22 protein-coding genes are annotated in these 15,089 nt (G+C 35.8%); 1 reads left to right on the forward strand and 21 read right to left on the reverse strand.

Translation table 11 applies throughout. The features are described from left to right. Positions 1 to 167: 167 nt before the first annotated feature. From TZ96_RS03885 to TZ96_RS03920, 8 genes are read right to left on the reverse strand one after another with little or no spacing between them, the layout of a single operon-like run. Positions 168 to 1,184, reverse strand: coding sequence for a hypothetical protein (locus TZ96_RS03885; protein WP_045762972.1), 1,017 nt, complete (start codon positions 1,182 to 1,184; stop codon positions 168 to 170). Further along, positions 1,177 to 1,644: a hypothetical protein gene (locus TZ96_RS03890; protein ID WP_045762973.1), complete on the reverse strand. Its 468-nt coding sequence runs from the start codon at positions 1,642 to 1,644 to the stop codon at positions 1,177 to 1,179. The genes TZ96_RS03885 and TZ96_RS03890 overlap by 8 nt, the downstream gene beginning before the upstream one ends. 43 nt (positions 1,645 to 1,687) lie before the next feature. Then, positions 1,688 to 2,482, reverse strand: a complete 795-nt coding sequence (locus TZ96_RS03895; RefSeq protein ID WP_045762974.1) for a DUF4261 domain-containing protein — start codon at positions 2,480 to 2,482, stop codon at positions 1,688 to 1,690. 48 nt (positions 2,483 to 2,530) lie between these two features. Continuing rightward, entirely contained in the window at positions 2,531 to 3,028 is a 498-nt protein-coding gene (locus tag TZ96_RS03900) for a hypothetical protein (RefSeq protein WP_045762975.1), read from the reverse strand. Positions 3,029 to 3,039: 11 nt separating this feature from the next. After that, positions 3,040 to 3,594, reverse strand: a complete 555-nt coding sequence (locus tag TZ96_RS03905) for a hypothetical protein (RefSeq protein ID WP_045762976.1) — start codon at positions 3,592 to 3,594, stop codon at positions 3,040 to 3,042. 17 nt (positions 3,595 to 3,611) lie between these two features. Next, on the reverse strand, positions 3,612 to 4,094 hold the full coding sequence (locus TZ96_RS03910) for a hypothetical protein (RefSeq protein WP_198921490.1): 483 nt from the start codon (positions 4,092 to 4,094) through the stop codon (positions 3,612 to 3,614). Between the two features lie 18 nt (positions 4,095 to 4,112). Beyond that, positions 4,113 to 4,964 (reverse strand): CbrC family protein, encoded by an 852-nt coding sequence (locus TZ96_RS03915; RefSeq protein WP_045762978.1) that lies wholly within the window; start codon positions 4,962 to 4,964, stop codon positions 4,113 to 4,115. A 31-nt stretch (positions 4,965 to 4,995) separates the two neighbouring features. Continuing rightward, positions 4,996 to 5,502 (reverse strand): YfbM family protein, encoded by a 507-nt coding sequence (locus tag TZ96_RS03920; RefSeq protein ID WP_045762979.1) that lies wholly within the window; start codon positions 5,500 to 5,502, stop codon positions 4,996 to 4,998. A 120-nt stretch (positions 5,503 to 5,622) separates the two neighbouring features. Here TZ96_RS03920 and TZ96_RS03925 point away from each other — a divergent pair, with 120 nt between their 5' ends. Then, positions 5,623 to 6,642: a hypothetical protein gene (locus TZ96_RS03925; RefSeq protein ID WP_045762980.1), complete on the forward strand. Its 1,020-nt coding sequence runs from the start codon at positions 5,623 to 5,625 to the stop codon at positions 6,640 to 6,642. A 30-nt stretch (positions 6,643 to 6,672) separates the two neighbouring features. Here TZ96_RS03925 and TZ96_RS03930 read toward each other — a convergent pair whose 3' ends face one another. The 13 genes from TZ96_RS03930 to TZ96_RS03990 all read right to left on the reverse strand — a co-directional run bounded on the left by TZ96_RS03930 (position 6,673) and on the right by TZ96_RS03990 (position 15,078). Then, complete coding sequence (locus tag TZ96_RS03930; protein ID WP_045762981.1) at positions 6,673 to 7,479, reverse strand: hypothetical protein; 807 nt, start codon at positions 7,477 to 7,479, stop codon at positions 6,673 to 6,675. 48 nt (positions 7,480 to 7,527) lie between these two features. After that, positions 7,528 to 7,839: a hypothetical protein gene (locus TZ96_RS03935; protein WP_045762982.1), complete on the reverse strand. Its 312-nt coding sequence runs from the start codon at positions 7,837 to 7,839 to the stop codon at positions 7,528 to 7,530. Positions 7,840 to 7,877: 38 nt separating this feature from the next. Continuing rightward, positions 7,878 to 8,198, reverse strand: coding sequence for a hypothetical protein (locus TZ96_RS03940; RefSeq protein ID WP_045762983.1), 321 nt, complete (start codon positions 8,196 to 8,198; stop codon positions 7,878 to 7,880). A gap of 84 nt (positions 8,199 to 8,282) precedes the next feature. Beyond that, positions 8,283 to 9,164 carry a DUF4300 family protein gene (locus tag TZ96_RS03945; protein ID WP_045762984.1) on the reverse strand — a complete coding sequence of 294 codons (882 nt, stop codon included), beginning with the start codon at positions 9,162 to 9,164 and terminating at the stop codon, positions 8,283 to 8,285. Between the two features lie 120 nt (positions 9,165 to 9,284). Continuing rightward, a complete protein-coding gene (locus tag TZ96_RS03950; protein ID WP_045762985.1) occupies positions 9,285 to 10,085 on the reverse strand; it encodes an alpha/beta hydrolase in 801 nt (266 codons plus the stop codon). Positions 10,086 to 10,121: 36 nt separating this feature from the next. Then, positions 10,122 to 10,508 carry a hypothetical protein gene (locus TZ96_RS03955; RefSeq protein ID WP_045762986.1) on the reverse strand — a complete coding sequence of 129 codons (387 nt, stop codon included), beginning with the start codon at positions 10,506 to 10,508 and terminating at the stop codon, positions 10,122 to 10,124. 262 nt (positions 10,509 to 10,770) lie between these two features. Beyond that, positions 10,771 to 11,013: a hypothetical protein gene (locus tag TZ96_RS03960; RefSeq protein WP_045762987.1), complete on the reverse strand. Its 243-nt coding sequence runs from the start codon at positions 11,011 to 11,013 to the stop codon at positions 10,771 to 10,773. Between the two features lie 82 nt (positions 11,014 to 11,095). Further along, entirely contained in the window at positions 11,096 to 11,554 is a 459-nt protein-coding gene (locus TZ96_RS03965) for a hypothetical protein (RefSeq protein ID WP_045762988.1), read from the reverse strand. 237 nt (positions 11,555 to 11,791) lie between these two features. Further along, entirely contained in the window at positions 11,792 to 12,670 is an 879-nt protein-coding gene (locus TZ96_RS03970; protein WP_045762989.1) for an aminoglycoside phosphotransferase family protein, read from the reverse strand. Positions 12,671 to 12,776: 106 nt separating this feature from the next. Continuing rightward, the gene (locus tag TZ96_RS03975) at positions 12,777 to 13,385 is read right to left on the reverse strand and encodes a Type 1 glutamine amidotransferase-like domain-containing protein (RefSeq protein ID WP_045762990.1); all 609 of its coding nucleotides are present in this window, start codon (positions 13,383 to 13,385) and stop codon (positions 12,777 to 12,779) included. 147 nt (positions 13,386 to 13,532) lie between these two features. After that, complete coding sequence (locus tag TZ96_RS03980) at positions 13,533 to 14,099, reverse strand: hypothetical protein (RefSeq protein WP_045762991.1); 567 nt, start codon at positions 14,097 to 14,099, stop codon at positions 13,533 to 13,535. A gap of 130 nt (positions 14,100 to 14,229) precedes the next feature. After that, positions 14,230 to 14,454 carry a hypothetical protein gene (locus tag TZ96_RS03985; RefSeq protein ID WP_045762992.1) on the reverse strand — a complete coding sequence of 75 codons (225 nt, stop codon included), beginning with the start codon at positions 14,452 to 14,454 and terminating at the stop codon, positions 14,230 to 14,232. A gap of 126 nt (positions 14,455 to 14,580) precedes the next feature. Continuing rightward, positions 14,581 to 15,078, reverse strand: coding sequence for a hypothetical protein (locus tag TZ96_RS03990; protein ID WP_045762993.1), 498 nt, complete (start codon positions 15,076 to 15,078; stop codon positions 14,581 to 14,583). Positions 15,079 to 15,089: the final 11 nt, after the last annotated feature.

Genomic DNA, 15,089 nt, shown 5'->3' on the forward strand with positions numbered 1-15,089 from the left:
AAGTATTTTTAGAAACTTTTTTTAATAAATTAATTTTTTCGTTCGTGAAATTTATTTAACTTAAAAATGGAAATCGTTTTAAATTTAAATCAAAAAACAAAAAAAGAAACTAAATAGATTAGTTTCTTTAATGAATCGTAAGCATAATCAACTATTCAAAATCCTATCTAGTCATCTCGTGCTACTTGAACAGCTAGCTCAAAATCAGTCATCAAGTAATTTTCATCCAGACGGATGAGACTATAATACTCATTCCAAAATAGAGAGTCACTGTTGCTGGACCACTTTAATCCATACCACAATTGAGTGACATCACTTGTATGTGATGGGGGAATTGACCATAGATGCTTTTTAAAAGTTTCTTGAACAAGAGAAACATCCAGTCGAGTAGTCAAGTCAAGTTCATCTAATTTGAGAGTGATAGAATGTTTTTTAGCTGCCTCAATACTTTCCTTGTTAAATCGAACCTGAATAATCTTAGAATCTTCTAAAGCCACATTCTGGTCCTCAGCACCGTAAAAGGAAATACTCCCCAGTACTATGCCATCTTTTGCTAGGAGATAGGGAGCGTAAGGTACAGCATTGCTATCCAGTCTGAATCCTTTTTCGATAGTGACTGTATTATTGCCTGAATACCTTTGGAAACTGCCATCTGTCAGGAGCTCTTCGTAGTCGCTACCACCATCACACTGTCTTACATAGATGTCAAATCCAGCATCCATCAGCTCACTGGCTTTAGTTTCTGCTAAAATGATTTTACTTTCATTAATTTGCAAAATTGGTGCTTGAGGTGGCACACCAATCGTGAGATTAAACATGACTCCTACCAGAAAGACCATAAAGGTTATAAGGAGGGCAAGTAAAGACTTTCCAGTCCTTTTTCTTGCATTGAAAAGAGCCATTATGGCTGGGAGGAGAATCATTTTGGCTAAAATAGAATTCCCAACACCACCTCTATTTAAGGTCTGAAAAGCAAACATCCCCGCGATTGCAATCAGGGACAGGTAGACCAAAATCTCGCCTAGACCCAGTTTTTCTGTTCGAGTTTGTTGATTTACAGGGCTTTCGTACAATGACTGCCCATTCTCTCTCCTCTTTTTTAGAAAGAGATAAAAGCCCAGACCGAGTAGCAGATTAAAAATTGCAAAAGCAATTAAAGTACCTATAATCACCGTTCTAGCCATGGCTCTCTACTCCTTTATGTTCTCTCTCAAATCTTATCTTTCTCTTTAATGTCCAATTCCCAACTAATAAAACCAGCAAGAAGAAGGGGCCACCTTCTATCAGTACAATCGGTAAAGCCAGTATAGCAATCATCAAAAAACTAGCTTTCTTTTGACGCCAACTACCGCCCCATTCTCCGTTTATCAGTCCACCCAAATAGTCGATGTAGTCAGTATACATCATAAACAAAGGATTTTGGAAATCACTGGTCTTAAGGTAAATGAACAAAGCAGAATTTAGCAAAACATAAAGAATTCCTAAGACTAGAATAATCTTTTGACTAGTTCGAGTAGCCTCTAGAACGATTTTCTCTCTCTTTTCTGGTTTTATTTCCTTGAGACTTGGATTCTTACAAGAGAGTTTTTCAAATCTATAGGCCAGAAATCGGTAGAGATAATACTTTTTTATATCACGCTTCATAAAATCCCCAATCTAAGAAGGACATTCAATTATAAATCATGGTTTAAACATCTAATTTCAAGGAATTGCCTTCCAAGTAGACTGCTTTTGACTCAGTGATTTTTATTTTTTGATCTTCTGAAAAGCCAATGGTTTCACCGTCCTTTAAGGTGACATCACTGCCTAAAACATACTGAAGAATAGACAAGAGGAAATAATATAAGTCATCGCTATTCATAGGAGACTCGATAATTTCAATCTCAGTTTTTCCAAACTCTTTCAAACCATTAGTGTAAATACTAGTTTTATCTCCCTGGTTGATAATTCCCATATAAATCCAGAGTTGAAGGGGAAGCATTTCTTCTTTCAAAAGGTCAGCCAGGTCTAGATAAAGATCTTTGGGTAAGAGCAAGGTGGTAGAACCCTGATAAATACCAATAGATGATTGACTAGTTTTTAGGATAGAGGCATTGACTTTAGTCAATAGGGAATAGGTTTCTACTGGCGAAAGATTGTCAGACAAAATAGAAACAATGGCGTGTTGTGTGTGCTCCTGTGTTTCCTTCTCAACATCCTGCCAGAGATAAGAATAGGCATACAATTCTTCAAATTCTTGACTTGGGATGGGAAGATCCATCAAAGCCAGCGCAACGAGAGCACCATCAATCACAAAGGTTGCACTAGAATCATCCCCAGAAACTTCAGAAATTTCAAGTCCCCAGTGAGATTTCAATTCCTGAACGACCTGGTCTAAAGAATAGGCCTGCTTGCCTTTGAAGAGGGGCATAGACAAGATCAGTTGTTTTTTCTTCTCTGATTTTTCTTTCTTACTAGTAAATAGATTTTTTAAAAAATTCATAGGACTTCTCCTTTATTTCATATCAGTTGGGAAGCAAAGCTATCTTGGTCAAAGTGAGTCGAGATACCAAGTTTCCTCATCCTCAAAACCGTAAAATTTCTCATCAAGTAGCCAATTTCCATCCACCAATCTAAGTACAAACTGATGCTTCATTTCTAAAGCTTCTTGATAATGGGTGATGACTCTTGCTTCTTCAGCTTTTGTCATGATGAAATCTACAGAAAAATCATTCCTTTGAACATAGTTATACTCACTTGGGGAGCCATAAGAATTTCGAACTCCTCCTTCCAAGCATTTTTGAGTCACTCGTCCAGTTAGAAGTTGCATTTGCCTCTGAAAATAGTCATCCATAAGTTCATTCCACAAAGGGTGAAGCTGATTAGATGGGATGCCAAGGGCTTCTTTTTCCTTATCCAGTGCTCTGTTACGCTCAAAAATTTCCTCTTCTAACAAGGTTAAACTTTTGAGTAAATCAAGCAAAGGTGGGATAATTATTTCCACCATAGCTCGATAGTTTTCAGGGGTATTTTTATAGTTCACTCTCATGATTAACTCTCTTAACTCTCCTGGATTAATTGCTTTACTTCTATGTCTGAAAGTTGTCCATCCATGTAGAGTTTTCTAAGTAAATCTTTATCTACGGTAATTTCATAATAGTCAGTCACAAACTCATGAAATCTCTCAAAGCTATCAAAGAGGTAAGATAGCAACCATTCTCCGCCATCCTGATCTTGGTAAGTCTGTTGATGCGCGTGACCATCATACCAGATAAAGAAGGTTGTTTCATCTTTTTGGTCTTCTGAATAAAGTGAGACATACTTTTCATCCAGTCCTTTATAAAAACCATCAATGACGTCTTGATTCCACTCGTCAGCAGCAAACTGGCTTAAACTACTTTCATGATCAAAGCCTTTTATAAGGATCATTTTATCAGTCAAAATCACATCTAAAGAATCACCAGAACCATTGTCAATAAGGTAGCGGAGTCCATAGTCTTCCTCAGTCTTAATCACGAGTCTGAGCCAATCCTCACTCGGATCTGTTAGATACTCATCAATGACCAGCAAGGCATCTAAGCGAGTCTTTATCTTGTCCCAATCAATCTTTCTCATCTCTAAAAACCTCCATCTTATTCTTGCGATTTATCAAGATCACAAGCCCTATAACGAGCTGTTAGATAGCCTGCAAAGCTAATCTGAGGGATATTCCACTCATTAGGCAAATAAATTGAACAATCTACCTGATCACCTAGAGGGGAACTTGCTGAGAAGACATATCTTCCCAAATCTTCATTATTAGAATTTCTTTCAACTTGATTCAACCTGCTAGCATTGAACCAGTCTTTAAACAGTAACCAGATTTGCTCGGCATCTTCGTTTAATAGGGAGACTTTCAAGTTATAGCTGATTCCGACCCTACATCTTTTTTTGAATCCTGACTCATCAGCCATACAAACTTTTATCGATCCCTTATCATACTGCCAGTTATCACTATCTAATAGGGGAAATTGAACAGATAGATTGTCTTTAAATCCCTGCATATTATCTAATAAATCTTTGGAGGCAGCTTCGAATAATCCTAGTTCTTCCATAGTCTTCTCTTTAATTTTCATAGCTAATCACAATCCGATTTAATCTGCATCAACCCAGATCTGGTATTTTTGACAATGGAGACATCTAAACAAATAACCACAGATAGGCCCGTCTTTGAACAAGTAGTCTTCTACCTCTTGATATTCTTCACGCGCTTCATAGTCTGCCAAGACTTGCTCAGCGATTCCCATATCCTTCAATTCTCGAGTTCCAACTGTACCCAAGTAGGCACAATAATCTTGGCAACAAGAAAGCCAATATTCTCCCTGCCAACTAGAGTAGCCTGGGGTCTGACAAAAAAGCAGCTGATTCTTTTCTGGATCCAATTCACCCTGCCACTCGGCATCTTGGATAAATTCTGCATCGAATTTTTTAGCTGCTTGACCGTTTGCAATGCACATTGGACAAAGGTATTCTATATCCTCGATACAATAAGGGATCAAGTCATAATAAATATTGCTTTCTTTCCCACAAGATGGACAAAGCTTGGCTTCTCCTTCAACAAATGAACCTGTAGCCAAGGGATCTGGATGATAGATAAAATGTGGCAAAGACTGTAATAGCTTCTGTCTTTGCTTCTTCTCTTCTTTTCTTAGAGGACGAGGAAGGGCAAAACGATCGCCATGACTCTGACTCATTTCTTGTAAACGGCTCAGTTTCTTTATCTGTTTTCGATCAGGTTTGTCTAAGATTTCGGTAAATAAGCTATAGGCACTAGTGCAGAGACCTAATTGTTCATAGAGGTCAACTAAGACTTTCTTAGCTTCTAAATCATTAGACTTAGCTAATTCATCAGCCAAATCATAGAGTTCCGCAACACTGGAAGAATTTCCATCTTGTTCCAGGTATTGCTTTTTTAAAGTAATATACTTTTCTAGAAATGGATTCATGGGACTACCTTTCTAATGGAATATAAAAACCTTAACAAATAGTCACTAAGACATTCCCCTTGTGATTTAAGATTTCCTTGTAAAAGTCTTTCATTTTGACAAAGCAGGTTAAAATATCATCCTTAATTTCTTCCTCTTCCTCAAGATAATCCCAAATATCAGGATACAAGTCGGCTTTCTTGCATGCTTCCATACTAAAGTCAGCCATAGCTCTGTCCATGTCAAAACTTTCTAGAGCTTCTACGATCTCGGCTATCTTGTTTTTTTCAGTATAGGCTATGTACTCAGACACTTCTTCTAAAGGAGTCACTCCTAAAACCGCTTCTCTCAAGGGATTGTCATCCAAAAATTCTGAACTACTAAATCCTGTCATGACAAAAACCAAGGCATCCCACATTTTGTCGATATCTAGTAAGATATCATGACTATCAGCGGAGTCCTCAGCAAAGTCTAACAAGTCATCTTCTTGGTTAGAAAGAGCTTTTATTTGTTCTAATTCATCGTCTGGTAAATATTGATAATTAGCAATCATTCCCATGATTTTTCTCCTTTGAATCTTGTAGGATAATACTGATGTTTTTAGATCTATTTCTATAGAAAATGCTATAATGGAGCTAAGAAATTGTTTTCTTGAATGTTAAAATAGGGGGAAATAGTCATGTTCACTAGTATTGTTTTAGGATTTTATGCTCTTTTCTTTCTATCCTTATCCTTTACTATCTATCTCTATATTAGACTTGTAGTTGCAGTCAGACAAGGGAAAGATGTCCCAAAATGGATCTATAAACTCGGCCATGCTCTTCAAGGAAGAATTCACGTTGACTATGAAGAAATCACTGATGCCAATGCCCTTAAAGAGATTCATTGGTTCTTGCTGATCTATTTAATCGTAAATCTACTCGTATTGGCTGGCTTCAACTATCATGGCAATAGCTTCCCGCAAGCAGTTTATGAATGTTTGAAAAAACAATTTTTTATCGTACTTGTTAGTATGGTTTTAAAAAGTATTGGTAAATTTGTTGTACTGGCTATAAGAAAAAACTTTCATAACAGTCATGCCTATGCATCAACCAACGCTGTTATCGGGACAGCTTTTTTAACGAGTTATATATTTATGTTTTGCATGATGATGAGTGGTCTTCCAGCTCAACCTGTTCCAGTAACCATTCAAGATACCACTGTCATTATCGGTGAGACCAAGGCTTCCGAGCTTTTGGACAAAGGCTTTAGCTTCGAAGATAAAAGTCCAGAGACTTCCATCACCAATCCCAAAAACGACCACTTCTACTACGGTCAGCTTCTCGAAGTCAAGCGTGATGATCAGTCCTATGGCTTTATGAGCCTTACTCCTACGGGAAGAGATACTGATCAACTCAAAAACTGTGTCGTCACCTACTACAAAACACCTATGGATAACAAACAACTAGAAGAAATTTCCATCAATCATGTCAAGCTAGCCAATCTAAAACTCCAAGACTTTCAAACACGAAAATTAATCGATATCTTTGCAGTCAATCCTGCTGATTATAATGTCTCTGATACCGATGCCAACTTCATTCTGACTATTCAAACAGCAGATTACGACCTCTGGAAAAGATACCGGATTGAAGCCAAGTTTAATAGAGATGGTTCCCTAGATAGCTATGGTGTTAGAGCCCAGCACAGCATGTGGGAATAATTGACCATTTTCCCCTTTATCACATAAGCATTAAACTGGAAAAATATCGTCGACAAGTTTGTAGGTTTCGATGAATCGAAGGCCAGAGGAACCTTTATCTCTAGTGATTTCTTGATAAATATCTTCTAAATTTTGGGCAGGTGCTAGCATCCAAAGACTAAAAGGTCTAAGTTTCACCTGTCCAATTTTTTCAATATTTTCTAATAATTGCCCTAAATCTTTGTGATTGAACCAGCAATCTGTAACCAGAGCAAACTTTGTATTGTCCATCTTACAGGAGATATGACTGGTCAAAAAATCATCGATGGTGGGCTTTTTTGTCTGTAAGAGGCGCGTGCAAGCCAAATGGTACTCAAGCTTTCTAGGACTATGCTCAACCAGAGATACAAAGACAAGACCATACTCATCTTGGATCTTAACAGCAAGGATATCCCCTTCTTCAAAATAAGGTTTGTGTTTAGTTTTGGCTTTAGGTACCTTTAGAGGCCTAGGATTTTCAGTTTGCAACTGAAGTGCAAGTTTTTCCAAGACCTTTTGCCTTTGCTTCAAAACCTTTGGATCTATTTCCAACCAAAATGGATCAGCCCCTTTTTTGATAAGCTCCAAGGTTTTATCTCTGATATCGTCTGTCAGGTGACCAATCTTCCACAACGAGTAGGCAAGAGCAGTCCAATAAATTTCTGTAAAAAAGTCTGTTTGACAGTAATCTTTTTCCGCATCGAGAATATCCTTGATGATATTCGCTACATGTTCACCGTCTCTATAGCGACCAACTACCTCATTGTAAATGTCATAACCTTGATCACTGTCAATGATTTTAACGCCATCAATAGCCATTCTCAACTCCTAATGCTCAATCGACATCTTATTGCTAAATCTCAAAACTTATTTAATCTTATGCTTGTTCATTTTCTCTTGGAAAATATCTGTAAGAATTTTTCGCAATTCTTGAGCTTCCTTTTCAGGAAGTTGGCCTTCTTGTTCAGCTACAGCATACAGTTCTGGATACTCAAGCGAGATTCTCTTAACGGTACGTGTAATGGCATGTTTTCTAACAAAAAATGGAATCCGTTTAATCAAATCTTGAGGAATTAATGCGATAATCTTATCGGCTGTTTCCTTGTCGTTCAGTTTAGAGAAAGTTAGGCCCTTTTTAATCATCTCTTGTTCTTTTTCTGTAAAATCTTTAATATCCATTGTGTCTCCTTATGACTATTTTATTTACTACTATTATACTATTTTTTTAATTGGTCGAATGAAAAATCTCTATAAATCCTCTCTTGCCCAAGAACGGAATCTGTTGTAACAGGTAGTTTTTTCAGCAACTCTTGAATATCAATATCTTTGGGAAGAGGATTAAATTCTCCCAGACTATTTTCCTGAAGGTGTGCTGCAAAGATAAACTCTCCCTTTTCCCAATCCATAGCACAATCATTGATAACATCTACTGGCGACAGATCCAGTAGTTCTTGTTCTTGCGCTATAAAAGTTTCGTAGAGCAGCTCAAAAATGGCTTCTGTATCAATTTTTACAACTCTTAATGTATGTTCATCCATGCTTGCTATCCTCTAATCATATCAATTTAACTATCATTCTGTTAGTAACTTCTTATCCCACTCTTTAGGCAAATCATCCTATTTTTAGAATTGAACCCACTTATCATTATCCATGATAAATGGCTTCGCTAGACCTTCACCTGTATAGTTTTCGTATTTTGTATCTAGATATTTGTAGCAATCTTCCTTGGTCGCAAATTTTATGGCTTGATAAGGCTCCTCAAAGGTTAACTTTTCGACAAAGAGATAACCATCCTCGCTTGGTACAAGTATCCCGACATGGCCGATAAAGAGGGAATGACCATCCAAGTCATCATGAACTACAACAGACAGCATTCGAGCATTTTCATTAAACTTGAATTGAGAAAGGAACTGTTCCATCTTAGCAGCATGCACCTTAACATCTGTCGTTGCTTCGGTCTTGACTCTTGAGAATACAATATCAAAAGCATCCTTGTCTTCCGTACCAAAGACTTTTCCCTTATCAATGGCATCATTATCGACAAACAAGAGGGAATCATCTTTCTCTAACTTAGGGATTTCGATAGAATTTTTCAATAAACAATAACTGTTAATACGACAGTTGGTACCAACAAAATCACCTTTCTTCGGTGCCCAAAGATTGCTTATCTTTTCAACATCATAGTCTGTTTTGGTAAAGGTAGAAAAATCTCCAGTTAATCCAACTGAACCGACAGTATTGTTATAATCGTTGACAAGATTGAAAAATGCATCCACACTGTCTTTATCCAAATGTGCAGCCAAGGCTTTCCGAACTTCTTCTGCACTTGGTTGACTGTTCATATTGGTATAGCTAGCCTTCCAAGAAACTTGAGCAGACTTTGTTTGAGTTACTGAAGTTTCAGTAGTTCCATCACTCGACTTTTGAGCTTGATTACAAGCAACTAAGGTCAAAAGAAACGTTGAGCAAAGACCAATTTTTATCAGTCGATTGTTTTTTTTCATCAATTTATCTTTCTAAATATGTTTGAAGTTGCAAGCACTTTTGGCGAGCAACTATTTTAGCAGATTTTAGATAAAGTTAAGGTCATACAGGCTCTTGCATCAATCTATTTTCACTCATTTCTATGGTCTTCCATATAGTTCTTTTTTGTGGGTTCTAGGTTCTAATACTGTAGCATTAGTTAACATTTCATCTCGCAGGATCTTGGAGTAAACTACCGGATTTTCAGTGATCTTGCGACAGTGGTCATATCCTTGCCAATTGTGAAATGTGGCATGAGGATACTTTTTTGGAAGAACTTTTTTAGCAGCTATCAAGTCGAATTCTTTTGAACCATAAAAGAAAACACAGCTTTTTTGTTCCTCTGGCGTGAGGTTAGGCAAGGCCACAAATGCACAATCATGAGAAATATGTTTGATGCTTTCTTCATCCATAGCAATGAAAGAATCCGCCATCATCTCTCCTTTTTCTCCATAAAGTGAAACCATCTTATGAACAGCTATATCTCTATTTCGCAAAGCTTTTCTATGCTTTATTAACAATAAATACCTAGTAAATATATCTAGCAAAGGCGCATTTGTCCATAAACTAACCCCTTCAAAAACAAGTTTCCCAAACCTGATATCCTTATGATTCAATAATTGCAGTAACACAACTCCACCCAAGGATGCACCAAAGGCTAAACTCAAGTCTTTTATCTGATGGACCTTTAGATAATCATAGATCATCTGACTTTCCTTAAGAGCTGACTCGTAAGTATCCGAAGCTGATTGCCCATGCGCAGACAAATCCGGAATGATATATCTAAACTCTTGCCCCATCTGATCTGCAATGAGAGACTTCATTCCTTGAGCAGATGATAACATCGGGTGGATTAACAATATCGTCTCTTTCTGATTAGAATTAAGATCAAGAATGTTCATTTTCCAACACCAGATTTCTTTCCTTTACTCACCTTCTTAAGTTTCTTCAAGATACATTTTGACTGCTAGGTATTCCTGCTCTTTAGCATAGGCAAATACTTCTGAATTTCTAATGTAGTCAAAAATATTTTCCTCTAAATCCTCATCCCAAGTTGATTCACTAAAGATTTGATTCTCACGACTAGCTTCATAGAAAATATCAAGGTGAACTTGATAAAACTCTTCATCTTCATTTGGAGCTTGTCTTACTAATGAAAGTTGAAACAAGGGTTTATCAGATATACTGGTAAATGTCCCTACTTCAAACAAAATCATTTCATCACCAATAGGCTCACGACACAAGTCTTCAAAGATAGTTACCATATCCTCCAAGGACATCTTATCGGTGATTTTTTCTTTTAAATATTCAAGTGATTGCTTCATGTTTCTCCTCTTTCTAATTGGAGCTTCGTTCTTAGAATAATCCTATTAAAAAATTGAATCCCTACACCTTTTATTATACTACATAAACAGAAAAAAAGACTGAAGCAGTGGGCCTTTACCTTGGTTTCAGTCTAATTTTTTTAATAATCGGAAATGCCTCTGTAAGAACGTCTATTCCAAAATTAATTCCCTGTACTTGGTAGTGATAGATGGGGGCTAAGCAAAATCTAAAACTCACAGATACAACTTTCATCTCACATTTTTAAAAATTTTCATGAGAGACTTCTTCAAAATAGTCATCCATATAATGGTAAATTTGTATATCTTCTTCTGAACTATCTTGTAAAACTGCAAATACCTTCACTTTCTCATCATTGACAAAGACGAAATTATGTTCACCAAAATAAGCCTGATAACCCTTGTCAACTAAGGTCCAAAGTTCATATTTTTTTAAACCAAAAATATCTTTTTTTACAAGATAGGTTTTCCCGATTTCCATTTTCATGATAGACCTTCTTTAAAATACTATAACTACCTTTTCTCTGACAGCAAGGATACTACTACCACATGATAGTATCAATTATTTATTACTTCCCATCCCAGGAAGGATCATCTGATATTTTAATATCACCTATAAACCATCGCTTCATCTTCTTTTTATCTTTAAAGGGATTGGGGTGGACAACGGTAAAAGCATGAATACTTGCATCTGGAAAATACAGTTCGACATTTAAGGACTGCTTGGGATTATCATTGACATAGGCTGAAAAGTAAATATGATAATGACCACCCATATCACCACTATCATCATAGCCTCCTCGAGCAGTATTCGGTAAAATCTTCACAGACTTTACGGATTTTCCGTTATCATTCAAATGTGTCATAATTTCACTCTTGATTGAGTCTTCATGATCAAGAATTAACTTAGAATTGTTGCTATATAGAAGATTACCATTACTTAAATTCCCATTGATAAAAAAGGGCAAACTCACAAGCAGAAAGGGGGACAAAATAGCGATGTATAGCCATTTATTGGATTTTAGCATGGATTTCCCTCTCTAATCATTTAATATTCGTTGAATGAAACTTTAATCAATAAATCATATTCATCATACTTTGATTTTATAGATCCCAATTTGCATGATAAAAACTAGTCAATTTTCTCTATGATGTTTCCAAGTTTATCCAAGATAAGATATGTGTTTATAGCGATTTAGATTCGAAATAAGATTATCAAGTAATCGTAATCTGATTTTTCCAAAATTGATATTCCAACGTTTATATTATTCAGTCTTCTTCTTGTTCAAGTACCAACTAGGAATGATTCGCTTCATATCATCATACCATTCTAAAATTTCCTTAGCTTGATTTTGCATTACTGATATTTCTTCAGGTCCGTAAGGTACAGCCCAAGGAAGTGATCCAACTAAGTTATTTAGAATATAGATAGCGAGAAGTTTCCAAAATAAAACCGGAACCTTATGATCAAAATATCCATCTATCATACCAGACGCAAAAGAGGGAGAGACTTGAGCAGACCATACAATACGATTGAATTCCTCCCAAGGATCTCCAATATCAAATCGATCAAAGTCAATGATATAAATTTTACGATCTTCACCAATCATGAAATTCCCTATATGATAATCTCCATGTTGGAAAACCTGAGGTCTATCTTTCAACAATTCTCGATTTGCATTTAAAAAATCAATAAAGATCTGACCATTTTCATATTGAACGGGACATTCTTTGTATTTGGAGATTTTGTCATCAATTTTTCGATTATAAAAGACCTCCCAATCTTCACGAACTTCTGTTATAGGGAGTGAATGAATTTTTTGAAGGATTCTTCCTGCTTCTAGTCCATAAGTGTATTGTTGTTCTTTCGAATAAGTTAAAATGGTTTCTCTTGCATCTTTCCCGTCTATCCATTCGTGTAAAGAATGTACTTCGTCATCGCGGAGTTCAATGCTAATTGGTTTACACATCGGAACTGCAAGAGAAGCTACTTTCTCAATCATATCAAATTCAAATTTTTTAGAATCTAACTTCTCCTTATCAGAAACACGCAAGAAATATTTTTGCTGATATTGATCTGTCACACAATATTTTTTATCATCTGACCAGCCTTTATATATGGCTATCTTACTACTAAAATCCATTAAACACTCTCCGATTCATTTCACAACTCTTTTTGCAGTTTTCACTAGTAATCTATCCAGTTCGGCTACACTTTAATTTCCTAGAGCAAGATTTAGATAATGAAAACTAGTCAATTTTCTCCATGATATTTCCAAGTTTATCCAATACAAGACAGGAATGATCATTTAGTGGAATTATGGGAATATTAACGAGTTCTTCAGCTCTATCCTTATTAGCTTTATCATTCCAGGAATCATAATGGACACTAATTAAAAACCGACCAAAGAGTCCTAATCCATTTTTTATTTTTATCTGATGATCTGAATTATCATTAGGTGAGACATAGACTTTTTCTCCTAATAATAGGGCTCCTGCAGAAAACCCTATAACTTTTGCCCCTTTATTAAGCATATGAACGATATAATTTTTGAACTCCTGATTTACATAAGTAGCTATATATTTTTCCGTATTCCCACCACCGATAATAATTAGATCAGCATCTAGATAGCTATCAAAATCAATCTGCTCAGTGTCCAAGAGCAAGTAAGCAGTGTTTAGGTTAGGAAAATGACTTTGAAAAACTTCCGTGTACTTTTTCATGTACGGTTCCCAATTTTCTCGAAAAACTGTAAAAATGACAATTCTTCCAATCTTGCTTGATGACACAATTTTATTAACAATCGTATGGTTTTTTATCGGCGGATTTCCACCCATCAAAAAAATTTGTTCATCCAATCTTTCACACCTTCTAAAGATACATAAAGTTAACACAAGTTTATTCACGTTTCTAAATTATAATTTTTTCTTAAAACATATTATTTTATTATTGACTGACTAAGATCGCACAAGTAATATTACACACTAACAAGAAACTTTGATTAACTATTGAATATCATCCACCGCTTCTTTCACATATCCTTCTACATCTTCAATCTCTACAAACGAAGGATCAAGGTGACACAAGAAGTACCAATCTTCGGCACCGCGTTTTCTGTAGAGAATTGCTTCGCCGTCTTCACTTCCGAAAAAGCTTCTGTCGACTTCATACCCATTGCATTTTAAGAAGTCCTTCGCCTTGCGATAGTTTGCTTCTCTGGTTTTGACATAGGCTTTCACTTCATCGTTATTAACGACATAGACATCGATTTTTGAATAGCCTTCGATTACTTGATCGTTTTTAACGGATATATTCGAAATCTCTTTCCAAATAATGTCCACATTTTCCTCAGAATCAAACGAAAATCTAGACAAGGGTACAATATTTCCGTTAAAAAAAATTTCCATATAATCTGGCAAGTGTTTAGGATTTACATACTCCACTTCAAACCCATCTTCTTTTTCGAGAGTGTATCCAGGAATTTGAGCTACAAAAGCTTTACCCTCCTCTAAAGAATCAAAAGCAACCAAATCTTTTGAATAATGATTTTGATACAATTCCAATATAAGCATCTATCATCCTCTAATCTTAACTGTTTCTATTAATTCTCATCATTTTTACGTTATTACTATCTCAGCCTGTGATACTTCTGTTGAAAATTAAAAGTAAGACATTAAATTTTTTTAATCTCCTGCTTAAACTTTAATTCAGTATTTTATAATAACCTTCATAAAACCTTTCCCTCGTTACCACTTCACCAGTATATTTTTCTTCTAGAAGTTCATAAATTTCAATTGGTCTAATCCCTTCTTCCGCCAAATCTTGAAGGAATGGACTGCATAGCCTCATTTCACCTTTACTCGATCGTTTTAATAAAACTCCATATATAGGAATCTTAGTTAATATATTATGGGTACTCTTTTTCATAACATTTATCTCCCCCACAAATTCGGATTAATTAGCAAGCCTACTTGACAAAATGATGCTGCTCATAGCTTGACTTAATTTTAGAAAAGAGGCCAGTAACAAACTTAAGCCCAGCCTCTTAGATAATCATTTTTCTTTGCAGCAAATAATGTATGCTTTGATGAAATCACTACCCACGACAATGGTTAACGGAACACTCAAAACAACTTCATCAGTTTTGTCATTCTCATACTCTTGTCTTTCTTCAGGAGAGTATAGGTGCATAGCTATTGAATAGGTGTTCCCAGCCTCCAAGTCAAGATCCATACTGATATTTTCTGATTTGATATTGATCGTTTTGTTCAATCGAGTCTCAGTCGTTTTATAAACGCCCTCGATTGTATATCTCCCTGGAACTAAAGCAACTACCTTTTCTAGGTTTTCTCCAGTTATTGGATTAAAGTCAGCAAGATTCCGTCCATTAATTTTAGTTTTTGAACAGTATAAATGAACAATAGCTTTATCACTATTATCACTAACAAAGCTAACAGCTTTTTTCTTTCTATTGCTATATACAATCATAAATCCAACAAAAAGCAAGAGCCAAAGGACAAGAAAAAATACAATAATATAAGTTGAGTTCATCATATATCTCC

Origin of the sequence: Streptococcus infantis (assembly GCF_000963255.1) — a bacterium.
Taxonomy (GTDB): Bacteria; Bacillota; Bacilli; order Lactobacillales; family Streptococcaceae; genus Streptococcus; species Streptococcus nidrosiense.

Coding starts and splice junctions, on each gene's coding strand:
- TZ96_RS03955 (WP_045762986.1), bottom strand. CDS start 10,508: ATGAAGCAATCACTTGAATATTTAAAAGAAAAAATCACCGATAAGATG.
- TZ96_RS03895 (WP_045762974.1), bottom strand. CDS start 2,482: ATGAATTTTTTAAAAAATCTATTTACTAGTAAGAAAGAAAAATCAGAG.
- TZ96_RS03985 (WP_045762992.1), bottom strand. CDS start 14,454: ATGAAAAAGAGTACCCATAATATATTAACTAAGATTCCTATATATGGA.
- TZ96_RS03910 (WP_198921490.1), bottom strand. CDS start 4,094: ATGAAAATTAAAGAGAAGACTATGGAAGAACTAGGATTATTCGAAGCT.
- TZ96_RS03905 (WP_045762976.1), bottom strand. CDS start 3,594: ATGAGAAAGATTGATTGGGACAAGATAAAGACTCGCTTAGATGCCTTG.
- TZ96_RS03900 (WP_045762975.1), bottom strand. CDS start 3,028: ATGAGAGTGAACTATAAAAATACCCCTGAAAACTATCGAGCTATGGTG.
- TZ96_RS03960 (WP_045762987.1), bottom strand. CDS start 11,013: ATGAAAATGGAAATCGGGAAAACCTATCTTGTAAAAAAAGATATTTTT.
- TZ96_RS03950 (WP_045762985.1), bottom strand. CDS start 10,085: ATGAACATTCTTGATCTTAATTCTAATCAGAAAGAGACGATATTGTTA.
- TZ96_RS03885 (WP_045762972.1), bottom strand. CDS start 1,184: ATGGCTAGAACGGTGATTATAGGTACTTTAATTGCTTTTGCAATTTTT.
- TZ96_RS03945 (WP_045762984.1), bottom strand. CDS start 9,164: ATGAAAAAAAACAATCGACTGATAAAAATTGGTCTTTGCTCAACGTTT.
- TZ96_RS03925 (WP_045762980.1), top strand. CDS start 5,623: ATGTTCACTAGTATTGTTTTAGGATTTTATGCTCTTTTCTTTCTATCC.
- TZ96_RS03970 (WP_045762989.1), bottom strand. CDS start 12,670: ATGGATTTTAGTAGTAAGATAGCCATATATAAAGGCTGGTCAGATGAT.
- TZ96_RS03980 (WP_045762991.1), bottom strand. CDS start 14,099: ATGCTTATATTGGAATTGTATCAAAATCATTATTCAAAAGATTTGGTT.
- TZ96_RS03915 (WP_045762978.1), bottom strand. CDS start 4,964: ATGAATCCATTTCTAGAAAAGTATATTACTTTAAAAAAGCAATACCTG.
- TZ96_RS03940 (WP_045762983.1), bottom strand. CDS start 8,198: ATGGATGAACATACATTAAGAGTTGTAAAAATTGATACAGAAGCCATT.
- TZ96_RS03990 (WP_045762993.1), bottom strand. CDS start 15,078: ATGAACTCAACTTATATTATTGTATTTTTTCTTGTCCTTTGGCTCTTG.
- TZ96_RS03920 (WP_045762979.1), bottom strand. CDS start 5,502: ATGGGAATGATTGCTAATTATCAATATTTACCAGACGATGAATTAGAA.
- TZ96_RS03965 (WP_045762988.1), bottom strand. CDS start 11,554: ATGCTAAAATCCAATAAATGGCTATACATCGCTATTTTGTCCCCCTTT.
- TZ96_RS03890 (WP_045762973.1), bottom strand. CDS start 1,644: ATGAAGCGTGATATAAAAAAGTATTATCTCTACCGATTTCTGGCCTAT.
- TZ96_RS03935 (WP_045762982.1), bottom strand. CDS start 7,839: ATGGATATTAAAGATTTTACAGAAAAAGAACAAGAGATGATTAAAAAG.
- TZ96_RS03930 (WP_045762981.1), bottom strand. CDS start 7,479: ATGGCTATTGATGGCGTTAAAATCATTGACAGTGATCAAGGTTATGAC.